This window comes from Halolamina sp. CBA1230 (genome assembly GCF_002025255.2).
Taxonomy (GTDB): Archaea; Halobacteriota; Halobacteria; order Halobacteriales; family Haloferacaceae; genus Halolamina.
This window is the reverse complement of the sequence record NZ_CP054590.1, coordinates 13,663-30,635: the sequence shown is the minus strand read 5'-3', so window position 1 is coordinate 30,635 and position 16,973 is coordinate 13,663. Positions and strand designations below refer to the sequence as shown.

The window sequence follows — 16,973 nt, the reverse complement described above, 5'->3', positions numbered from 1 at the left end:
GGTGGAGATACAGCGCCGTCATCATCTGTTCATACAGCGATACGGTTGCAGGCCCACAGGCCCACGTAGTCGCAATGTTTTTGCATTGGGGTACCGTACAAAAGTACGAACCCAATGGAATACGACCTCGATTCGGGAGCGCACTCGACGTACTCCCTGCATTACCACCTGATACTCACCACGAAGTATCGGCGTGGAGTGCTCACCGAGGAGCGAACCCAATTCATTCGCGGGGTCATCAGCGGGTTCACGGACAATTACGGCGTCGAACTGACGAACCTCGACGGCGAGGACGACCACGTTCACATCCTGTTCCGAGCGAAACCCACCACGGACCTCGTGAAGTTCATCAACACGGTCAAGGGTGCGACCGCTCGCCGTATCCGAAACGAGTACGAGGAGGAACTGAAAACCGAACTGTGGGGTGACTCGTTCTGGAATGACTCGTATTGCCTCATCTCGACGGGGCAGGTATCGCTGGATGTGCTGAAACAGTACGTCGAGAACCAACGCGAATAGAGCGTCATGTACTACGCCTACAAGTACCGTCTCAAGCCGTCCGACGCCCACCGTGAGGAGTTGGACCGCCACCGAGACATTTGTAGGCAACTGTACAACCACACGCTCTACCGTCTCAACGAGTACCAAGACGAACACGGTGAACTGCCGTCTATGACCACGCTTCGGTCGGAACTACCCGACCTCAAGAAGTGGTGGGACGACCTCTCGGACGTGTACTCGAAGGTTCTCCAAACCGTCGTGGAACGCCTGTTCGACAACCTCAAAGGCCTCTCCAAACTCAAGGAGAACGGCTACGGCGTCGGTCAACTCAAATGGAAGCCACCACGGGAGTTCCGCAGTTTCACGTACAGTCAGTCTGGCTTCAAGCTCGACAAGAAGGGCGGCCAGACTGTGCTGTCCCTCTCGAAACTCGCGGATATTCCGATACAGCTCCACCGCGCCATCCCCGACGACGCGAAGCTCAAACAGGTCACGGTTAAGAAGGAGCCGACGGGTGAGTGGTTCGCCACGTTCGGCGTCCAAATAGACCGTGAACCACCCGAACCGCCCGAGAACCCCGAGCGGTGCGTCGGTATCGACGTTGGGATTCTCAAGTACGCCCACGACACCGACGGCACGGCGGTCGGGTCGCTCGACCTCTCTGACGAGCGCGAACGCTTGGAGCGCGAGCAACGAAAGCTCTCGCGGAAGCAACACGGCTCGAACAACTACGAGAAGCAACGGCGTCGGGTTGCGGAGTGTCATGCCGACCTTCGACGGAAGCGCCGTGACTTCTTGCACAAACTCTCGAACTACTACGCGGGAGAGTACGACCTCGTAGCCGTCGAAGACCTGAACGTGAAGGGGATGATGGAGTCGCCGTCGAACAGCCGCAACACGGCGTCTGCCGCGTGGCGGACGTTCCTCTCGTTGCTCGAATACAAGTGCAAGCGGGAGGGAACGCACTTCGTAGCGGTGGACCCGAGAGGGACGACCAAGGAGTGCGCGGCGTGCGGTGTCTCGACGGAGAAGCCGTTGTGGGTCCGTGAACACTCCTGTCCCGCCTGCGGGTTCGAGGCAGACAGGGACGCGAACGCGGCGTGGAACATTCTTTCTCGCGGCCTCGAAGATGTAGGAGTGGGACACTCCGAATCAACGCCTGTGGAGACTGCGCTCCCTGTGGACACCTCCGTGTCTGCAAAGCGCGTCGTGGAAGCAGGAAGCCCTACCCTCAAGGAGCGAACGGCGTCAGCCGTGAGCGAGTAGGGTAGGGTAGTTCACTGTGACCGTCATGTACTCCCCTTCAGCGAATGGGTGCGTGTCGTTGTTGAGGATCAGCCACGGACGCGTTTCTCACCCGACTTGAACGGGTCCGGTCCCCACACGACATCCCCGCGCGCTGGTGACATCCTCCCCGTGGTAAACAACGGGCTTCCCGTACTGCAGGTGGGATATCTGCCAGTCTACGACACGACTTGTTCTCTCGTGGTAGTTCACGAACCCCCTCCACCGTTTCCGAAGCTTTTGCAGACGGCAGGCTACGGGAACCCTCACTCCACCATTTCCGGAGCTATCGACGTGAGAAGGAAGGGGACTACAACAGAGACGGCATGGATTGCCGAGAAGACGATCCGATCCACGAGTTCTGTCCTTTAACTCCAAACATATCTATTCTAAGAGCGCTGTTTTTGCTGCTTTGCGGATACTGTTTCACCGTATGTATATTAGTTCTTTTGTGTTATATAGTGTCTTTGCTGGATAGTGGCCCCACGCCATTTCGATAGCTTCGGAAACAGTGGAGTGAGAGGGTGTTATAAATAAACGGAGCTTCGGAACTGGTGGTGTGGGTATCTGTTTTAACAAACCGAGCTTCGGACGCTCCGGAAACTAAGGAAGCGGTGGTTTTATGATGTCATCCTGTGTGGCGGTCTATCATGGGGATGTTCCAACGAGACCGTCAGGTGTTCGCTGATGCCGAACCACTTGACGATTCCTACGAGCCCGAGGATATCCGAGAACGAGATGAGATGCTCGAAAAATATCAACGAGCCCTCCAGCCGATCATCGATAATCGCCCGACATCGAACATCTTTCTGTACGGCAAGACGGGAACGGGGAAGACCGTCGCGACGAAGTTTATGCTGTCCCACCTCGAGAACGATGCGGCCGAATACGACGACGTCGAGCTCTCGACAGTTTGGGTCAGCTGTGAGAACCTTTCCTCGTCCTACCAGGTCGCCGTCGCTCTCGTCAACGAACTTCGCGCAAGCCAGAATAAAGACCGCATCAGTACTACCGGCTACTCTCAGCAACGAGTTTTCGACATCCTCTACGAGGAACTCGACGCGCTCGGTGGTACCGTCGTAATCGTCCTCGACGAAATCGACAACATCGGCCACTCTGATGACATCCTCTACGGGCTCCCACGAGCACGATCGAACGGCTACGTTGACGACGTCCGCCCGGTAATCGTTGGCATCAGCAACGACTTCCAGTTCCGGGATAATCTCTCGCCGAAGGTCAAGGACACACTCGCCGAAAAGGAGATTCTCTTCCCCCCATACGATGCGAATCAGCTACGCTCGATTCTCAACCCACGTGCCGAGAAAGCGTTCCACGAGGACGTCCTCGTTGAAGATGTTGTCCCGCTCTGTGCGGCGTTTGCCGCCCAAGACACGGGATCAGCCCGGCAGGCGATCCGACTGCTCCGTGAGGCCGGCGAACTCGCACAAGCCGCCGATTCTGACACCGTGACCGAGGAGCACGTCCGGGATGCCCAAGACGAACTCGAAAAGAACCAACTTTACGAGGGAATGCAGGAACTCACGACACAGGGACACGCTGTCCTCTGCGCGCTTGCGTACCATCAGGCACTCGACGACGTCCCCGTCCGCTCCCGCGATCTCTATGAACGATACGTGAAAATCTGCGACCGGCTTGACGCCGACAGCGTGAGCGAACGCCGTGTTCGCGACCACCTTTCGGATATGAATATGCTCGGGCTCATCAGCGTCTATGAACGGAACGAGGGGCTCTCGGCTGGCCGGTATCACGAGTACGAACTTGATGTTCCGCTGAAAGCCGTGCTGGAGGTGCTCCTGTCGACGACTCGCTTCGAAGAACTTGCGAACATCATCGAGTCGACGGCCGGCGATAACAATATCCTTCAGTCCGATATCTCAGACTACTGAATCGGAGCTCTGTGGTGGAACTGAATTCCTGATAGCTCCGGAAACAACGGAGGGTGAAGATCGGGTGAACTACCCCTGCCTACTCGCCGCCTTCGGCGGCTCCTTGAGGCAGGGGCTTCCTGTTTCCACGACGCGCTTTGGAGACACCTCATCGGATGTTTCCTCAGTGTCCCCAGGGAGCGCAGTCTCCGCAGGCGTTGATTCGGCCATGCCCTGACCTACTGTCTGCATAGTTGCTTCAACACCAAGTTTCTCCAACCCCAAACGTTTGATTTCTAACGCTGCATTGTAGTCCCTGTCAGTTTCGAACCCACACGACGGGCACGAGTGCTCACGCACCCAGAGAGGTTTCTCTGTTTCACAGCCGCATTGTGAGCAGCGTTTCGTCGTGCCTTCCGGTGGCACCTCGATAACGTAACACCCGTTTTTCTTCCCGTGGCGTTTGAATGCCTGAATCGTTTGCCGCCATGACATCGACGCGATGTTCCGACTGTTCCCATCATCCTCTGTCATCGCTTTCACGTCCAGATCTTCGAGGAACACTGCGTCATACCGAGTGGTGTATTCGTCAGCGAGTTTTTCCCGGTAGTCTTCACGACGGTTCTGCAACTGGTCGTATGCCTGAGCGAGTTTCTGCCGGGCTTTCTCCCAGCTGTTCGAGCCGTATGCTTTCCGGGAGAGATTACGGTGCCGGCGTTCGATGCGGTCGCGGTCACGTTGCTCGTCAAGTGACCCAAACGATCGGCCGGCTGAGTCGTGAATGAACTTCGTGATGCCGAGATCAATCCCGACTGTATCTGTTGGGTTAATCTCCTCGACACACGGTTTCTCCGGGTATTGCGGGTCGTACTCAACGACGATGCTGACGGACCAGTCTCCGGTTTTCTCTTTCTTCAGGATGATTTGTGTGATGTCTCCGTCTTCGGGGAGTGGGCGGTGGTAGTTGAGGTGGAAGTCACCGATTTTGGAGAAGTTCACGATCGCGTGACCAGTTCGGTCCGTGTTATGATCCACGTCAAAACCGGACTGGTTGTACGTGATGCTGCGGTACTCTCGCGGTGGTTTCCATTTCAACTGCCCAACGTTGTAGCCTCGGGTTTGGAGTGATTCAAGGACGCGTTCGCTTTGTTTGATGCGCCGGATAGCCATTTGTAGGCATTTGGAATACGCGTTCTTCCATTCCGGCCAGCGTTGTTTCCACCCGGTTGTCCCGGTGAGTTTGTTCTGCATCTCCGTATACGATGGTTTGTCGTAGTCGGGGCGTGGGCGGTATTCTTGCGTGAGGGCGTGGTTGTACACTTCCCGGCACGTCTGAATATCGTGCCATGCAGCCGTGGCTGTCTCGGCGTCTTCCGGCGTTGCAGCGTACTTGAACGTCTCCTCAACCACTACTGATTTATTAGGTTGTTAGTCAGTTGAACGTTTGGAAAGTTCCGGAGTGTACGGCTGTATCCCCGCCCTACTCGCTCTCTTCGGTCGCTCCTTGAGGACGGGGACTTAGCCTGTAAGAGTTAAATTCACGGACGGCATAGCGATCACTCTTCGATAACTTGTTCGAGATTGTCAAATCTGGAAGCCAAGCCCTCAAGCACCCCGTCATTGCGGGTGTGTAGGGCGCGGTGGTTCACTCCGGTCTATTGATGGTGACACAGTGGGTGAGCCACGTTGGGGGTGAAGTCGTCGTATAGCATCCCGCATCACGCCCCCCACGTCTCACTTGGTTCACGCTCACTCGGCACGTCACCCTGCCCGGTCTTGCCTCGCTGCTCCGTGTCGCCTGCCGCTGCCTTCCCACCGGCACTGTCACCAGCCCCATCACGCGCCTCACGACCCTCGCTTGGGTCCGCCGCGGTCCCCGTTGCCGGCCGCCCACCGCGACTGAACGCACCCAACGGGAAATCATACGCCCGTGCCCGCTTCGACTTATAGAAAGTCGACCGTTCCGACACCCCGAGCACGTCAACCACTGCAGCACGGTCACAGCCACGCTCCAACGCCCGTCGCACTAGCTCGTCTTCCATCCGCTGCAACAAGAGCTGGCGGTCCGCCGGGATATGCCCGCGCGACGACGTCTCGATCTGCTCGGCAAGGCCCCACTCCTTCGTCTCAACATCCTTATCGACCAGTTGCCTCTCCCGCGCCTCGATCCGATTATCCAACCCCATTAACACCCATAATCGTTCTCGGACAGCTGTGACCGTCAACTCAACCGTCAGCTTCGCCGCAACCGCACTCGTCCGTAACGGCCCACACTCCGCCAGCACCTCCAAGATCTCCACGTCCTGCGCGAGTAACACTGCCTGATCAGCTTCCGTGAGTTGCACCGGCGCATCCGCCGGGTCCACTTGGTGATGCAGCCACTCGTGACAGCGCCGGCAGAACACCGTCAAGTTCGCCTCATCATGCTCACCCATCCCGTCCGGCTCACGCTCAATATGGTGGACATGCAGCGTCGCAACCTCCACATCCTCCCGTGGATCAGTCCACCCGCACGCCTGGCACTTCGACCCGTACGTCTCAAGCACCGCCTCACGGACCGCCGGCGGCACCGACTCGTGACACTGCGTGTGCGCCTCCTGCTCGTCGCCCGCATCGGTCACTCGCTGTTCACCATCCGCATCGCCTGTCTGTCGTGATCGTGTTGGCATTAGTCTGAATTGGCTTCGTTGCTCGGTTCCCGCTCGATTCCCCATCACCAGCCGCCCGCATCACGTGCCGTCTCGCTTCACTCCGCGTCTCGTCCCACCGCAATCGCCGGATGCGTCCTGCGGTGACGCCATGCTAGGTCGGTCTGCTTCCTGCGTTCCGCTTCAGCATCTACGCGACGCTCCCAATCGCCTCATCACGGGTTCCGCGTCGGCGTCAACGATTTCACGTTAAACTCCGATTTCGCACAGTACTGTTCCGTGACACGGCCAATCGCTTGCGTCCGCAGCACATCCGCCACGTTATGCTGTGCGAGCTCCGCAAACCGGCCATCCTCAAACGCCGTCACTGCCGCTGCACTCGACTCGAACGGATCCACATTCTCGTACGCACCGTCGCACAGCACCGCATACGCGTGCCCTAAGTCATTCCGTTCACGCGTCGCCGCCGCGTCGCCGTCGCCGCCGTCGCCACCATCGTCACCGTCGCCGCCACCGCTCCTGACGGTCGTGTTGAACCGGTCCGCCACAATCGGCATCAGGTCCGCGTACGGCACGTCCACGAACGGCCACTCTTGGCCCTGTTGGGCATACCTGGTGCGGAGAAACGGCACGTCGAACCCGCCGTTCCATCGCTCTCCGTTGTACGCGACGAGCAACACATCATCTCCAGCGAGGCGGTCCGCGACGAACGCCGCCACCGCCGTGAGCAAGTCCTGCTCCGACATGTGCGTCGACACGTTCACCAGCGTCTCAGCCGGCGTTACCGCCGCCACTGCTGATTCGATATCACTCGCCGACCGGTCACTCGTCTGCACGAACACCCGCAGCCCCGCCGGCACCGCAAACCCGACTACTGTCACCGCATCATCCACGGCGAACCCGGTCGTCTCAATATCGAACGCAACTTGCTCCAGCACCATTACCCACCACCTCCCGCTCGGCGCTCCCGCCACGCCGGCACGCGACTCCCGCGCGCCGGCCGGACGCGGAGCTCCCCAAACCCGAACCGCGAATGCGTCCCCACCCGCAACACCCCGTTCTTCGCCGTCGCAACCGGGTCCGCCCCGGCGTACGGGACCACTTGCCCGTGATCAACCGTCTCCAGATCGAATACGTCCTCACCGGCAACGAGACGCTCCGTCCGCCGCCGCAACTCACCCGTCGCCGCCCGCTTCCCAGGCGCCCACCACCACGGCACCGACTGGTCGGCCGCCCCCGGGAACTCAGTCTCGAGGACGAACGGACTCACCAGTTCCAACTCATGCGCATCAGCTGCCTCAAGCGCCCCGTACGCCAACGCGTCCACGTCCACGACCTGCGTATCGACCACGGACAACTCCCCGAACCCGAAATTCCGCGCGCCCCCCACGCGAATCCCGGTTAACGCGTCCGTCGCCACGGGGAGGACAGCCGGATCGTCCGCGTGCACGTAACACTGCACGTACCACGGCACCCGCCGAGAAGCAGCCCGCTTCTCCGCCGGTCGCCCAACCTGCATCTCCGACGCGAACGCCACGCGGCCATCATGCCCGTACCGCTGCAGTGGATGCGTGTTCGCCGCCTCCCGGGGGCGTGATTCTGTCAGCCAGCGCTGCGCCGGATCCCGATGCACGAACAGATCCTCGTACGCCTCCACGTCAGGCAGCATCCCCCCGAGTTTCTGCCCGCCACGCAGCGAGATCTCCCCCTCAGTCGGCGACCCGTACTCTCCGGGCACGAACACGCCGTGACTCACGTGCAGCGCACGCCGCGTCGCCTCCCCAACCCGGCGGGCAACCGCCGCATGCAGCGCATTTCCTGACACGTAGTACGGGTTCCCCATGTACGGCCGCTCCAACGCGAACAGCAGCTGTTGAATCCGCCGCCCAGACGCAGGCGCAGCCTCCGTCTCACTCTCGGCCTCGGCCTCAACGCCAGGCACAGTCTCAGTTTCAGTCACCGTCACGCCCACCACCTCGTTGAGGTCGCTGCCGCGTCGTCGTGTCCCACGGTGTTGCAAAACGCCTCGATGTACTGCAGCGCCGTCGACCACGAGCGAAGCCGCCGCAACTGCCCATCCAGCACCCGCCAGCACCGCCGGGCATCCACGTCGAACGGGACCGCCGGAAGTCGCGCCCACACGTCACCGAAACACTGCGTCGGCCGCGACCCGATCCGCGCCGCCGGCCCTACCGGATCAGCCGTCACGTGCAGCGCAAACGACGCCGTCGTCAAGACCGTCCGATGCGGAACGATCCGTGGGTCCGCCTCCCCGGCATGCGTCGAGACGCTCAAGTACACGTCCCCGAACGGCGAAACCGCTCGATAATTATCCAGCAACGCCGCCACGAGAAGCGTGTGGTACTTCGCCGACGTGAACGGGTAATACCGCGACTCCGAAAATAACGCTGGCACCGACGCATCAAGCCACGCCCGGTGCAACGCTGCCGGATCATCAATCCTGACCAGATCGAAGATCGCGTCCCCGATATCCCCAACCACGGCTTCAAGCGCAGTGACCTCCCCATCCAGCAGTGGAAGGCGCCGCGGCGAGTCATGGGCCGGCACCGTCTGCTCCGGCTCCCCGCGCGGGCGGCTGAGCAGTGCCGCGTCAGCATCCGCGTACAACGGCACGTCCTGATTGACCGGGATCCCACGGAACTCACTCGCCGCGCCCGCATGCGTCCGCCCGCGGAGTTTGTGTACGTCATGCCGGTACGCCACCGTCATCGACACCGCGTCTGGATCCTCGTTTGTCACAGGACGTCCCGCATCCGCCGGGCCGTCACGCATCACCATCACCGCCCTCAGCAGCATCAGCGTCACCGTCGACATCGGCATCGCCCGCAGTGCTGGTCGACCGGGCAGCCTCCTGCTCTTGGGCCGTCCGCAGGTCAACGGTCGGCTCCACCAACGCATCGAGTTCCGACTCGACGTCCCGCTCCGCATCCGTCGCCACCTCGTCAGCTCCTGACTCAACAGCCTCCTGCTCCTGCGCCGTCTCCACCGACGTCGACGGCTCCAACAACTCATCCACCGCCTCGTCGTCATCGTCGCCCCCATCGTCACGGTGCGCGTCAGCAGCAGCATCATCACGCCACCCCGTCATGCCGACTCACCTCCATTCGTATCCGTGCCCGCATCCCCGCTCGGCATCGGCACGCCATCATCACGCGCCGCGATCCGGGCTTGCAGCGCCTCCACGTACCGCGGGCGATGCGTCCCTGCCCACACCTCATCTTTCCGCTCCATCGCCTGACTCGGGCCGTGCGACCGCTTAAACACCCGCCGGATCTCCGCGTCAGAGTACAACGGGTTGATCACGGAAACGTCCGCGATCCCCGCGCCGAAGTTCCGTCCTCCACCGAGTTGGAACGCGTACTCCGAACTGTGCGAATCCAAGACCGACACGGCCTCCAAGACAAGCCCCACAAACTCCGGTTTGAGTTCCCGGAACGTGAGCAGCCACGTCCCCTCTACGTTCCCAAGCACGTCGCGCTCAGCATAGCGGAGTGTCCGCCCGCCATCCGCCTCGTTCCGGGAGCGCACCTGCGTCGAAAGCTGACGGTAATGCGCTTCCGCCTCACCATCAAGGACATCCACGTTCGACCGCACCGGCGAAAACGACAGCGGGTGCCGCACAAGCTTCCCTGCGTCACTACCGAACCCGCCGAACAACTCGTACAGCACACAGCCCGCATCGTGTTCCGCTGTGCAGCTGGCCTTCTCGTGATACCCTGCCTCTAAGTCCCGTTCGTACACGTTCTCCCGCGCGAAATTCGCATTCGACTCGCCCGGATGGCACGCCGTCGTGCCAGCCGTTTGGAGCACCTCCTCACAGCCATGCCGCAGCCATCCCGACAACGTGAACGGCGAGAGTTGCCCGCCGATCATGTTCAACGGGTCATCACCCTCATACCGATCCGCTGACGCGTGATGTCGGTCCGTCACGATCCCATCACCTGGCGCGACCAGATCAACCTCCAAGCCGATGTACAAATCCGGGACCGTGAGCCCATCAACTGGTGTGGGAGACTCAAACGTGATCGGCAAGTGCTCAGTGTCGAACCCCGGCATTATCGACCCGCCTCCGCACCCGCATCCTTGGTCATCGCTCCAATTGGACGCTCAAGCGTGGTCGTCGAACCGTCTGTCTTACCAGTCCGTGGTGTACAGACCGCTTTCGAAGCAACCCCGCTCACCCCAACAATTCGCGGTGCCACGAGGGCCAGCCACGACGATTGCGTCGCCGCATCACTACACCGGCCAACCCGGCCCTCGATGAGCAGTTCCACAGTCCCGAGCGTGAACGCCGACCGCAGCGCATGCCCATCGTCTCCGCACACGGCCCGACCAATCTCGAAGCGTGTCTCCCCGGCTGCACGGCACACGTACAAGCGAACCGGGTCGCTCTCCTCAAACACGTGGCCGCACACCGGACACTCCGAATTCCGGACTGGTAACCCCGAAAATAAAACCGCGTCAACGGCTGCTTCCGCATCAACACTCTCATCAGTAGCGCGTCTAGTGTAATTCATGGGTTCTGTATAGCTTGAATTGGAACCCGGCTCAGGTGTCCTAAGCACCTGGGCGTCTTCTGATGTCTCGTGCCCTTTGAGCCGAGGTTCCGTACATGGCATTACCACATGTGGTCACTTATAATTACCGCATGTGGTCATCCACCGTCACTAGGGATTTGGCTAAGTGAGAGGTACTATATCCCCAGCAAGTCGATGTATTGAGTATGGCCGACGGAGAGCATCGTGGACTCCTCACTGAACGTGAGCGCGAAATTCTGAAGGGTGAGGCTGACGTTTCTGACAACTACCGATACCGTGTTATCAGTCGAGTCCGTACGAAGATTGATAACCTAGGTGAAGATGCCGATATTCTCGCTAATAATCAAAAAGATCTCTTTGAGGAATTGCGTGACGTTGTTTGTGATGAGCGTCAGTAAGTTATCTTTTTAATACGAGTCATCAGAAACTCCACCCAAGAATCTAGTACAATTTTTGTTCAGCGATCTCCACGACGCGGACGTTGTCACTCCGGTTCCCGAGGACCGCGTTCTCGTTCACGAACCGAGCGGCGCTGCGTTCGATCGACGACGCAGCCGGCTGTCTTCCCCCCAGGCTGGACGGCCGGCCGCGACGCCGACGGGGAGGATAAGTGATGCAGCAAACCCTCGTTTGCTGTGCGTTCTGCGACGCCGCGCCCGGTACCGGGGCTGGTAAAGCGCACACCTGGGGGCAGGACGATCGGGTCTCCCACCCGATCTGCGTTGACTACGCGATCCAGACGGAGCCTGACCCCGACGAGCGTGATCACGTCGCCTGTGACGACTGTGGACAGGTCGTCGACACGCTCGCAGCACTCATCCACGCCGTCGGCCGTCGCGAGACGGACGCCGACATCGACACCGATAGTACCGTCACGGGGTCATTGGACTCGTAACGGCGCTCACCGATGCCGTTGCCCGTGAATACGGCGAGGTGACCCACCAGCTGATGGCGGAGGACCTCGACATCTCTCGCTGGCTGCGGAGATGGTCCTCCGGGCGCTCCGGCCCGCCGTCCACGAGCACTACGACATGGAAGAGACTGGCGCAGGATTTGGTGAGGTGGACGTAGACGACGGCGATGCGGCTAACGACGCGTGAGCCGTCTCCACATCGTCGACACCGAAGTGACGAGCATCTGTAGGCGACTCTTAACTTTTTAAGCCCTGCCTCCCTAGCTCTGAGCACTCAGATGCACTCCTCTCCCTCGGACAGATCGGATGGATCAAGTGGCCTGATCGTGGAGATCATCGAGACATTGGAGACATGTGGAGTTGAGGACGATTCCTATCAGCTCTACGATTACGTCGATCCCAATGCGCTTGAACAGCTGATCGCCTCCACAGATGAGCATATCGCCGTTCAGTTTACTGTCGAGGGGATCTTGCTCGAAGTATCACCGGACGGGGTGAATGTCATGGTTGAGGACGAGTCGCAGTCCGGCAGCGCATAACGACTTGCGGTCCCAGGACAGGATAGATTCTGAAAGCCCTCGGCCGCTCGATGTCCGCGACTGTCATTGCCGCCCTCCGAGCCGCTTGCGACCACGATCAGGCTCTACATCTTCGGCGAGATCTCGCTCGGCAAGGCCGCGGAGTGCACCGGTGTGGGTCGCTGAGAGGTGGGAGAACTCCTTGGGGAGGCTGGTATTGAACTGCAGCTTGGCCCGCAGTCCACGGGTGAGCTCGAAGATTAGGTGGACGCGGCGCTCGACCGTGAATGAGCGAGTCGTTCTCCCGGCCTGTTGTCGTTGAAGCGGCGGTCCTCAGCAACTACGCGAGTACTGATTCAGTGACCTGGCTGACAACGACGCTCGATGCCGTCCAGACAGTTCCCGCTGTCCGCACCGAACTGGGGCGCAGGACCGTGAGGTCGGCCACTCGTATCTGGAGCACGTCCTCGATGTTCTTGAGTTGGGAGAGGCCGAGATTGCTGAGAGCGCTTTGGAACAACTCCAGCAGGAGTATCGGGCGGTGAGACCTGTTTCGATCCCGGTGAAGGCGAAGCGCTTGTGGCTGCACACACAGTTGCCGGGACGCTCGTGATGGATGACGGCCCCGCTCGGGCGCTCGCAGCCGACTACGATATTGCGTTCACCGGTCGATCGGGCTGTTCGTCCGCGGCGTTGTCGTGAGGATCTGACAGTTGAGACGGCGGATGCGTAGCTCACGACGTGGATCGAGGAGCGGAATTACAGCAGAGCAAGGCGAAAACCCACGGCTTTAGCCGTGGGATGAAGCCGACAACTGGGAATCAAACCACGCGACAGTGGCAGGCTGACTCCCCAATACTCAAGAAACATCTCGTCGATGACGCAGTCTTTCTCGTGGATTCTGCACCGTGGCTACAAGCAGCACTTCACCGCCACGGCTTCGATTACCGATACGAGAAACACGGTAATCGGAACAGCGTCGAACGTATCTTCAGAGAAGTGAACTACCGCGCCCTACTCACCCGCAATAGCGGGTTCCTTGAGGGCGCGGCTTCCTGCTTCCACGACACGACTTGCATCCACCTTGACGGAGGGCGAGCCTCCGTCGGTGGACGTAGCGGTCGCAGTCTCCACAGGCGTTCCTTCGGAGTGACCCACTCCTAGCCGTTCCAATCCGCGATCAAGAACGTTGTACGCAGCGTTCTCGTCACGATCAGCGGTGAACCCGCACGTTGGGCACGAGTGCTTGCGGACCCACAACGGTTTCTCCGACACTGCTCCACACGACGCGCATTCTTTCGTCGTCCCCTCTGGGTCTACCGTGACGACGTGACAGCCGTTCTTCTCACCGTGATGCTCAAACACCTGGATAAGGCTACGCCACCCGACCTCGTGCTTGTTCCGCGCATCCCCAACTCCCTCAAGCATTCCTTTGACGTTGAGATCTTCCAGGAACACCGCGTCGTACTGCGTTGTGTAGAAGTGCGCCAACTTATGCTTGAAGTCGTCCTTCTTGTTGGACATGCGCTTGTGCACGTCCGCGACGCGGACGCGTTGCTCCTCCCAGTTGTTCGACCCGTGTTCTTTCCGTGACAGGGATCGTTGTTCTCGTTCGAGGCGATCCCGTTCATCCGTGAGGTCGAGGCGGGAGATTGCGCGGCCGTCTGAATCGGTGATGTAGTTCAGAACGCCGAGATCAATCCCAACGCAGTCCACGGGATCGATATCCTCGACATCCGGTTTCGGCGGTGTTTCGGTTTTGATGGTGAACGTAGTGAACCACTTGCCGGTAGCGTCCTGTTTGATGGTGAGTTGCTGGATTGCATCGTGGTCGGGGAGGTCGCGGTGGAGGCGGATTGGAACGTGGATGGTGTTGCCGGCCACTTTCTTGAGTTCAAGTTCACCGTACCCGTCGGGGCCGCTCTTCTTGTCGAGCTCGAAGCCCTTCTTGTTGTACGTGAACGATCGGAACTCGCGTGGCGCTTTCCACCGTAACTCCCCGGCGTTGTACCCGTTGCGTTGGAGTTCTTGGAGACTTCGCTTGTTCTGCCGGATGCGCATCACGGCGTTCTGCAGAACGGTGGAGTACACGTCGGTGAGGTCGTCCCACCAGTTCTTCAGTCCGGGAGCTCGTCTCGGGTTTTGATGACGCGTTGCCGGAGCGTTCCCTCAGCTTCAGGGATTTCGGTGAATCGTTTGAGTCGGTCGTTGTAGAGTTGCCGCACGATATCGACAGTCCACGCTAGTTGTTCCTGTTGCTGCTCGTCAGGGAACAACCGGTATCGTGCACTGTACTTCATGCGACTATACCAAGACCAACACGATACATCAAGTTAAACGCCTGCAAAACAGTCCGATGCCGTACTATACACGGCAAGTGGTTCTGTATCTCCGCCCTACTCGCTCACGGTGTCCGCTCCTTGAGGACGGAGGCTTAGAACCAATACAGGCTAAAACGCCGAACAACCCAATTCTCAAACTGTTTCAGCCACGCCGAAGCAGAGACCGTCGAAAATTGGCTTCAAGCGTTCGCCTTCGCATGGAACCAGCTTATCTGAACACTACCAGATCTTGACCCGTATTCTTATATTTCCTCTACTACTCATTCCGGTATGCGCTTGGTTCGACCCACAGATTTCCACATTCTTGAACATCTATCTGATGGGAATCGAAATACAGCAAGTAATATTGCGAAAGAACTTGAAAAAGATCGGAGTTACATCAATACTCGCCTTCCGGCACTTGCAAACCAGGGCTTGATAACAAAAGTGGGGCCTGATGAGAACAGTGGTCTTTATGAAATCACACAGCGCGGCTACGCTGTTCTTGAATTGAGAGGAGCCTACGGTCATTCTGAGTTTAACACAGTATTTGAACTGGCTGATGAGAACACTTGATGGGAGATGGCTCGCAACAATAGTGAACTACCCCTGCCTACTCACTCGCGGCGGAGCCGCTCGTTCCTTGAGGCAGGGGCTTCCTGCTTCCACGACGCGCTTTGCAGGAACCAGGGTGGTTCCCGCAGGGAGCGCAGTCTCCACAGGCGTTGATTCGGAGTGACAAATAGCGAGCGGAAGCCCACCCTTCAGGGTGGGTGGAAGCGCCAGCATAGCCCGGCAGTCCACGCGCTATTGCTCGTCTGGATGGTCCACCGCTTCCAACCCCGCTTCGATAATCTCCCGATAGGCTTCTTCGAGGCTTACGTCCTGCTGTTCGGCGTAGTCTTTCACGCGCCCGTTCAACGTGTGCGAGATGTCGATATTCGGTCGCATCGTCTATGTCCAAAAGACATTTAGTCATGAGACTATAAATGTCTGTTGTCATGAGGCGAACCAACACGTTCGCGGTGCGTTCGCTCTCCGGACAGGACGAGCGACTGCTCCGCGACCTGTTGGACGCCTCCGCCAGCCTGTGGAACGAACTCACCTACGAACGGCGCCAGAACTTCTTCGACGGCGAGTCGGTGTGGGATACTGCCGACTACCGCAAACAGTACGTCGGCGTTCTCGGCTCCGCCACCGCCCAACAAGCCATCCGCAAGAACTCGGAAGCGTGGCGATCGTTCTTCGCCGCCCGAGAGGACGGTGAGGACACAGCTCCGCCTGGCTACTGGGGCAACGAGGACGACGGCAGGGAGTTGCGGACGTACATCCGCAACGACCAGTACTCCCTCGAAACCGGCGAGCGGAGCCGGCTTGAGATCCCGGTCGGTCAAGACCTGAAAGACGAGTACGGACTTGGCTACCACGAGCGCCTGCGCCTCGAAGTCACTGGCGACCCGAAGTGGGAGGGCGAACAGGGTCGGTTGGAACTGTACTACGACGAGGTGGCCGACACGTTCAGGGCCATTCAACCCGTCACCGTGCCTGATTCGCGACGGGATTCACCACTAGCCGAGGAATCGGCTGCCTTGGACGTGGGCGCGAACAACCTCGTTGCCTGTACGACCACGACCGGCCAGCAGTACCTCTACGAGGGGCGTGACCTGTTCGCCCGGTTCCGGGAAACAACCGAGGAGATCGCCCGCTTGCAGTCGAAACTCCGCGAGGGACGGTACAGCAGTCGACGGATTCGACGCCTGTACCGGAAGCGGACGCGCCGACGCGACCACGCACAGGACGCGCTCGTCCGCGACTTGATGGAACGACTGTACGACGAAGGCGTTGCCACCGTGTATGTGGGCGATCTTACCGACGTGCTGTCGGCACACTGGTCGGCAGAGGTGAACGAGAAAACGCATCAGTTCTGGGCGTTTCGCTCGTTCATCGAGCGTCTCGCCACGACCGCCGAAGAGTACGGCATCACGGTCGAAGTTGAGTCAGAAGCGTACACGACAGCGGAGTGTCCGGTGTGTGGCGAACGTGACGAGACAGAGCGGGACGGCGACGTGTTCCGGTGTTCGTGTGGCTACGAGGGCCACGCCGATCTCGGTGCATCGCGGACGTTCCTCGAACGACAAGCTGGCGAATCCGAAGTCGGGTCGATGGCACGGCCCGTGCGCCTCACGTGGGACGACCACAACTGGTCGGAGCTACCACACTCTCCCGAGAGGGCACGTCCCAACGAGGAGCGCACAAACCAGAGTACCGGCGACGGGAAATTTGCCTCCGTGGGGACGGCATAGCCACCATCCCCACCGGAGGAATCCCACCCCTTCAGGGGTG

The 16,973-nt window shown here is 59.7% G+C and carries 16 protein-coding genes and 4 pseudogenes; 10 read left to right on the top strand and 10 right to left on the bottom strand.

Features of this window, described 5'->3' with window-relative positions:
- The first annotated feature begins 114 nt into the window (after nucleotides 1-114).
- From tnpA to B4589_RS17890, 3 genes are all read left to right on the top strand, one after another.
- Nucleotides 115-519 carry an IS200/IS605 family transposase gene (gene tnpA, locus B4589_RS17900; protein ID WP_079232124.1) on the top strand — a complete coding sequence of 135 codons (405 nt, stop codon included), beginning with the start codon at nucleotides 115-117 and terminating at the stop codon, nucleotides 517-519.
- Nucleotides 520-525: 6 nt separating this feature from the next.
- The gene (locus B4589_RS17895) at nucleotides 526-1,767 is read left to right on the top strand and encodes an RNA-guided endonuclease TnpB family protein (protein ID WP_079232123.1); all 1,242 of its coding nucleotides are present in this window, start codon (nucleotides 526-528) and stop codon (nucleotides 1,765-1,767) included.
- Between the two features lie 668 nt (nucleotides 1,768-2,435).
- On the top strand, nucleotides 2,436-3,692 hold the full coding sequence (locus B4589_RS17890) for an orc1/cdc6 family replication initiation protein (protein ID WP_079232122.1): 1,257 nt from the start codon (nucleotides 2,436-2,438) through the stop codon (nucleotides 3,690-3,692).
- Between the two features lie 69 nt (nucleotides 3,693-3,761).
- On the opposite strand, the gene B4589_RS17885 is transcribed toward B4589_RS17890, so the two are convergent.
- The 7 genes from B4589_RS17885 to B4589_RS17855 form a co-directional block, all read right to left on the bottom strand.
- Entirely contained in the window at nucleotides 3,762-5,081 is a 1,320-nt protein-coding gene (locus tag B4589_RS17885; RefSeq protein ID WP_079232121.1) for an RNA-guided endonuclease TnpB family protein, read from the bottom strand.
- A gap of 308 nt (nucleotides 5,082-5,389) precedes the next feature.
- Entirely contained in the window at nucleotides 5,390-6,292 is a 903-nt protein-coding gene (locus B4589_RS17880; protein WP_255246194.1) for an HNH endonuclease, read from the bottom strand.
- Nucleotides 6,293-6,534: 242 nt separating this feature from the next.
- Complete coding sequence (locus B4589_RS17875; RefSeq protein WP_079232119.1) at nucleotides 6,535-7,260, bottom strand: hypothetical protein; 726 nt, start codon at nucleotides 7,258-7,260, stop codon at nucleotides 6,535-6,537.
- Nucleotides 7,260-8,279, bottom strand: coding sequence for a hypothetical protein (locus B4589_RS17870; RefSeq protein WP_255246193.1), 1,020 nt, complete (start codon nucleotides 8,277-8,279; stop codon nucleotides 7,260-7,262). Before B4589_RS17870 ends, B4589_RS17875 begins: the two co-directional genes overlap by 1 nt.
- A gap of 2 nt (nucleotides 8,280-8,281) precedes the next feature.
- Nucleotides 8,282-9,154 (bottom strand): hypothetical protein, encoded by an 873-nt coding sequence (locus B4589_RS17865; RefSeq protein ID WP_255246192.1) that lies wholly within the window; start codon nucleotides 9,152-9,154, stop codon nucleotides 8,282-8,284.
- A complete protein-coding gene (locus B4589_RS17860) occupies nucleotides 9,105-9,428 on the bottom strand; it encodes a hypothetical protein (RefSeq protein WP_079232116.1) in 324 nt (107 codons plus the stop codon). Before B4589_RS17860 ends, B4589_RS17865 begins: the two co-directional genes overlap by 50 nt.
- Entirely contained in the window at nucleotides 9,425-10,396 is a 972-nt protein-coding gene (locus B4589_RS17855; RefSeq protein WP_079232115.1) for a hypothetical protein, read from the bottom strand. The genes B4589_RS17860 and B4589_RS17855 overlap by 4 nt, the downstream gene beginning before the upstream one ends.
- 667 nt (nucleotides 10,397-11,063) lie before the next feature.
- Between B4589_RS17855 and B4589_RS17850 the strand changes: the two genes are divergently transcribed.
- From B4589_RS17850 to B4589_RS18405, 4 genes and pseudogenes are all read left to right on the top strand, one after another.
- Nucleotides 11,064-11,276, top strand: coding sequence for a hypothetical protein (locus B4589_RS17850; protein WP_079232114.1), 213 nt, complete (start codon nucleotides 11,064-11,066; stop codon nucleotides 11,274-11,276).
- Between the two features lie 215 nt (nucleotides 11,277-11,491).
- Entirely contained in the window at nucleotides 11,492-11,773 is a 282-nt protein-coding gene (locus B4589_RS17845) for a hypothetical protein (protein ID WP_255246191.1), read from the top strand.
- Between the two features lie 296 nt (nucleotides 11,774-12,069).
- Nucleotides 12,070-12,330 (top strand): HalOD1 output domain-containing protein, encoded by a 261-nt coding sequence (locus B4589_RS17835; RefSeq protein WP_079232113.1) that lies wholly within the window; start codon nucleotides 12,070-12,072, stop codon nucleotides 12,328-12,330.
- An 828-nt stretch (nucleotides 12,331-13,158) separates the two neighbouring features.
- Nucleotides 13,159-13,320 (top strand): annotated as a pseudogene (locus tag B4589_RS18405) (IS6 family transposase); the annotation flags it as partial.
- Nucleotides 13,321-13,323: 3 nt separating this feature from the next.
- On the opposite strand, the pseudogene B4589_RS17830 reads toward B4589_RS18405, so the two are convergent.
- Nucleotides 13,324-14,609: pseudogene (locus B4589_RS17830) on the bottom strand (RNA-guided endonuclease InsQ/TnpB family protein).
- Between the two features lie 150 nt (nucleotides 14,610-14,759).
- On the opposite strand from B4589_RS17830, the pseudogene B4589_RS17825 reads away from it, so the two are divergent.
- Nucleotides 14,760-14,867, top strand: a pseudogene (locus B4589_RS17825) (IS6 family transposase); the annotation flags it as partial.
- A gap of 54 nt (nucleotides 14,868-14,921) precedes the next feature.
- Nucleotides 14,922-15,206 (top strand): winged helix-turn-helix transcriptional regulator, encoded by a 285-nt coding sequence (locus tag B4589_RS17820; protein WP_079232112.1) that lies wholly within the window; start codon nucleotides 14,922-14,924, stop codon nucleotides 15,204-15,206.
- A gap of 27 nt (nucleotides 15,207-15,233) precedes the next feature.
- On the opposite strand, the pseudogene B4589_RS18400 reads toward B4589_RS17820, so the two are convergent.
- Nucleotides 15,234-15,371: pseudogene (locus B4589_RS18400) on the bottom strand (RNA-guided endonuclease TnpB family protein); the annotation flags it as partial.
- 66 nt (nucleotides 15,372-15,437) lie between these two features.
- Entirely contained in the window at nucleotides 15,438-15,581 is a 144-nt protein-coding gene (locus B4589_RS17815) for a hypothetical protein (RefSeq protein ID WP_158081107.1), read from the bottom strand.
- Between the two features lie 50 nt (nucleotides 15,582-15,631).
- Between B4589_RS17815 and B4589_RS17810 the strand changes: the two genes are divergently transcribed.
- A complete protein-coding gene (locus B4589_RS17810; RefSeq protein WP_079232110.1) occupies nucleotides 15,632-16,933 on the top strand; it encodes an RNA-guided endonuclease TnpB family protein in 1,302 nt (433 codons plus the stop codon).
- The last annotated feature ends 40 nt before the right edge of the window (nucleotides 16,934-16,973 follow it).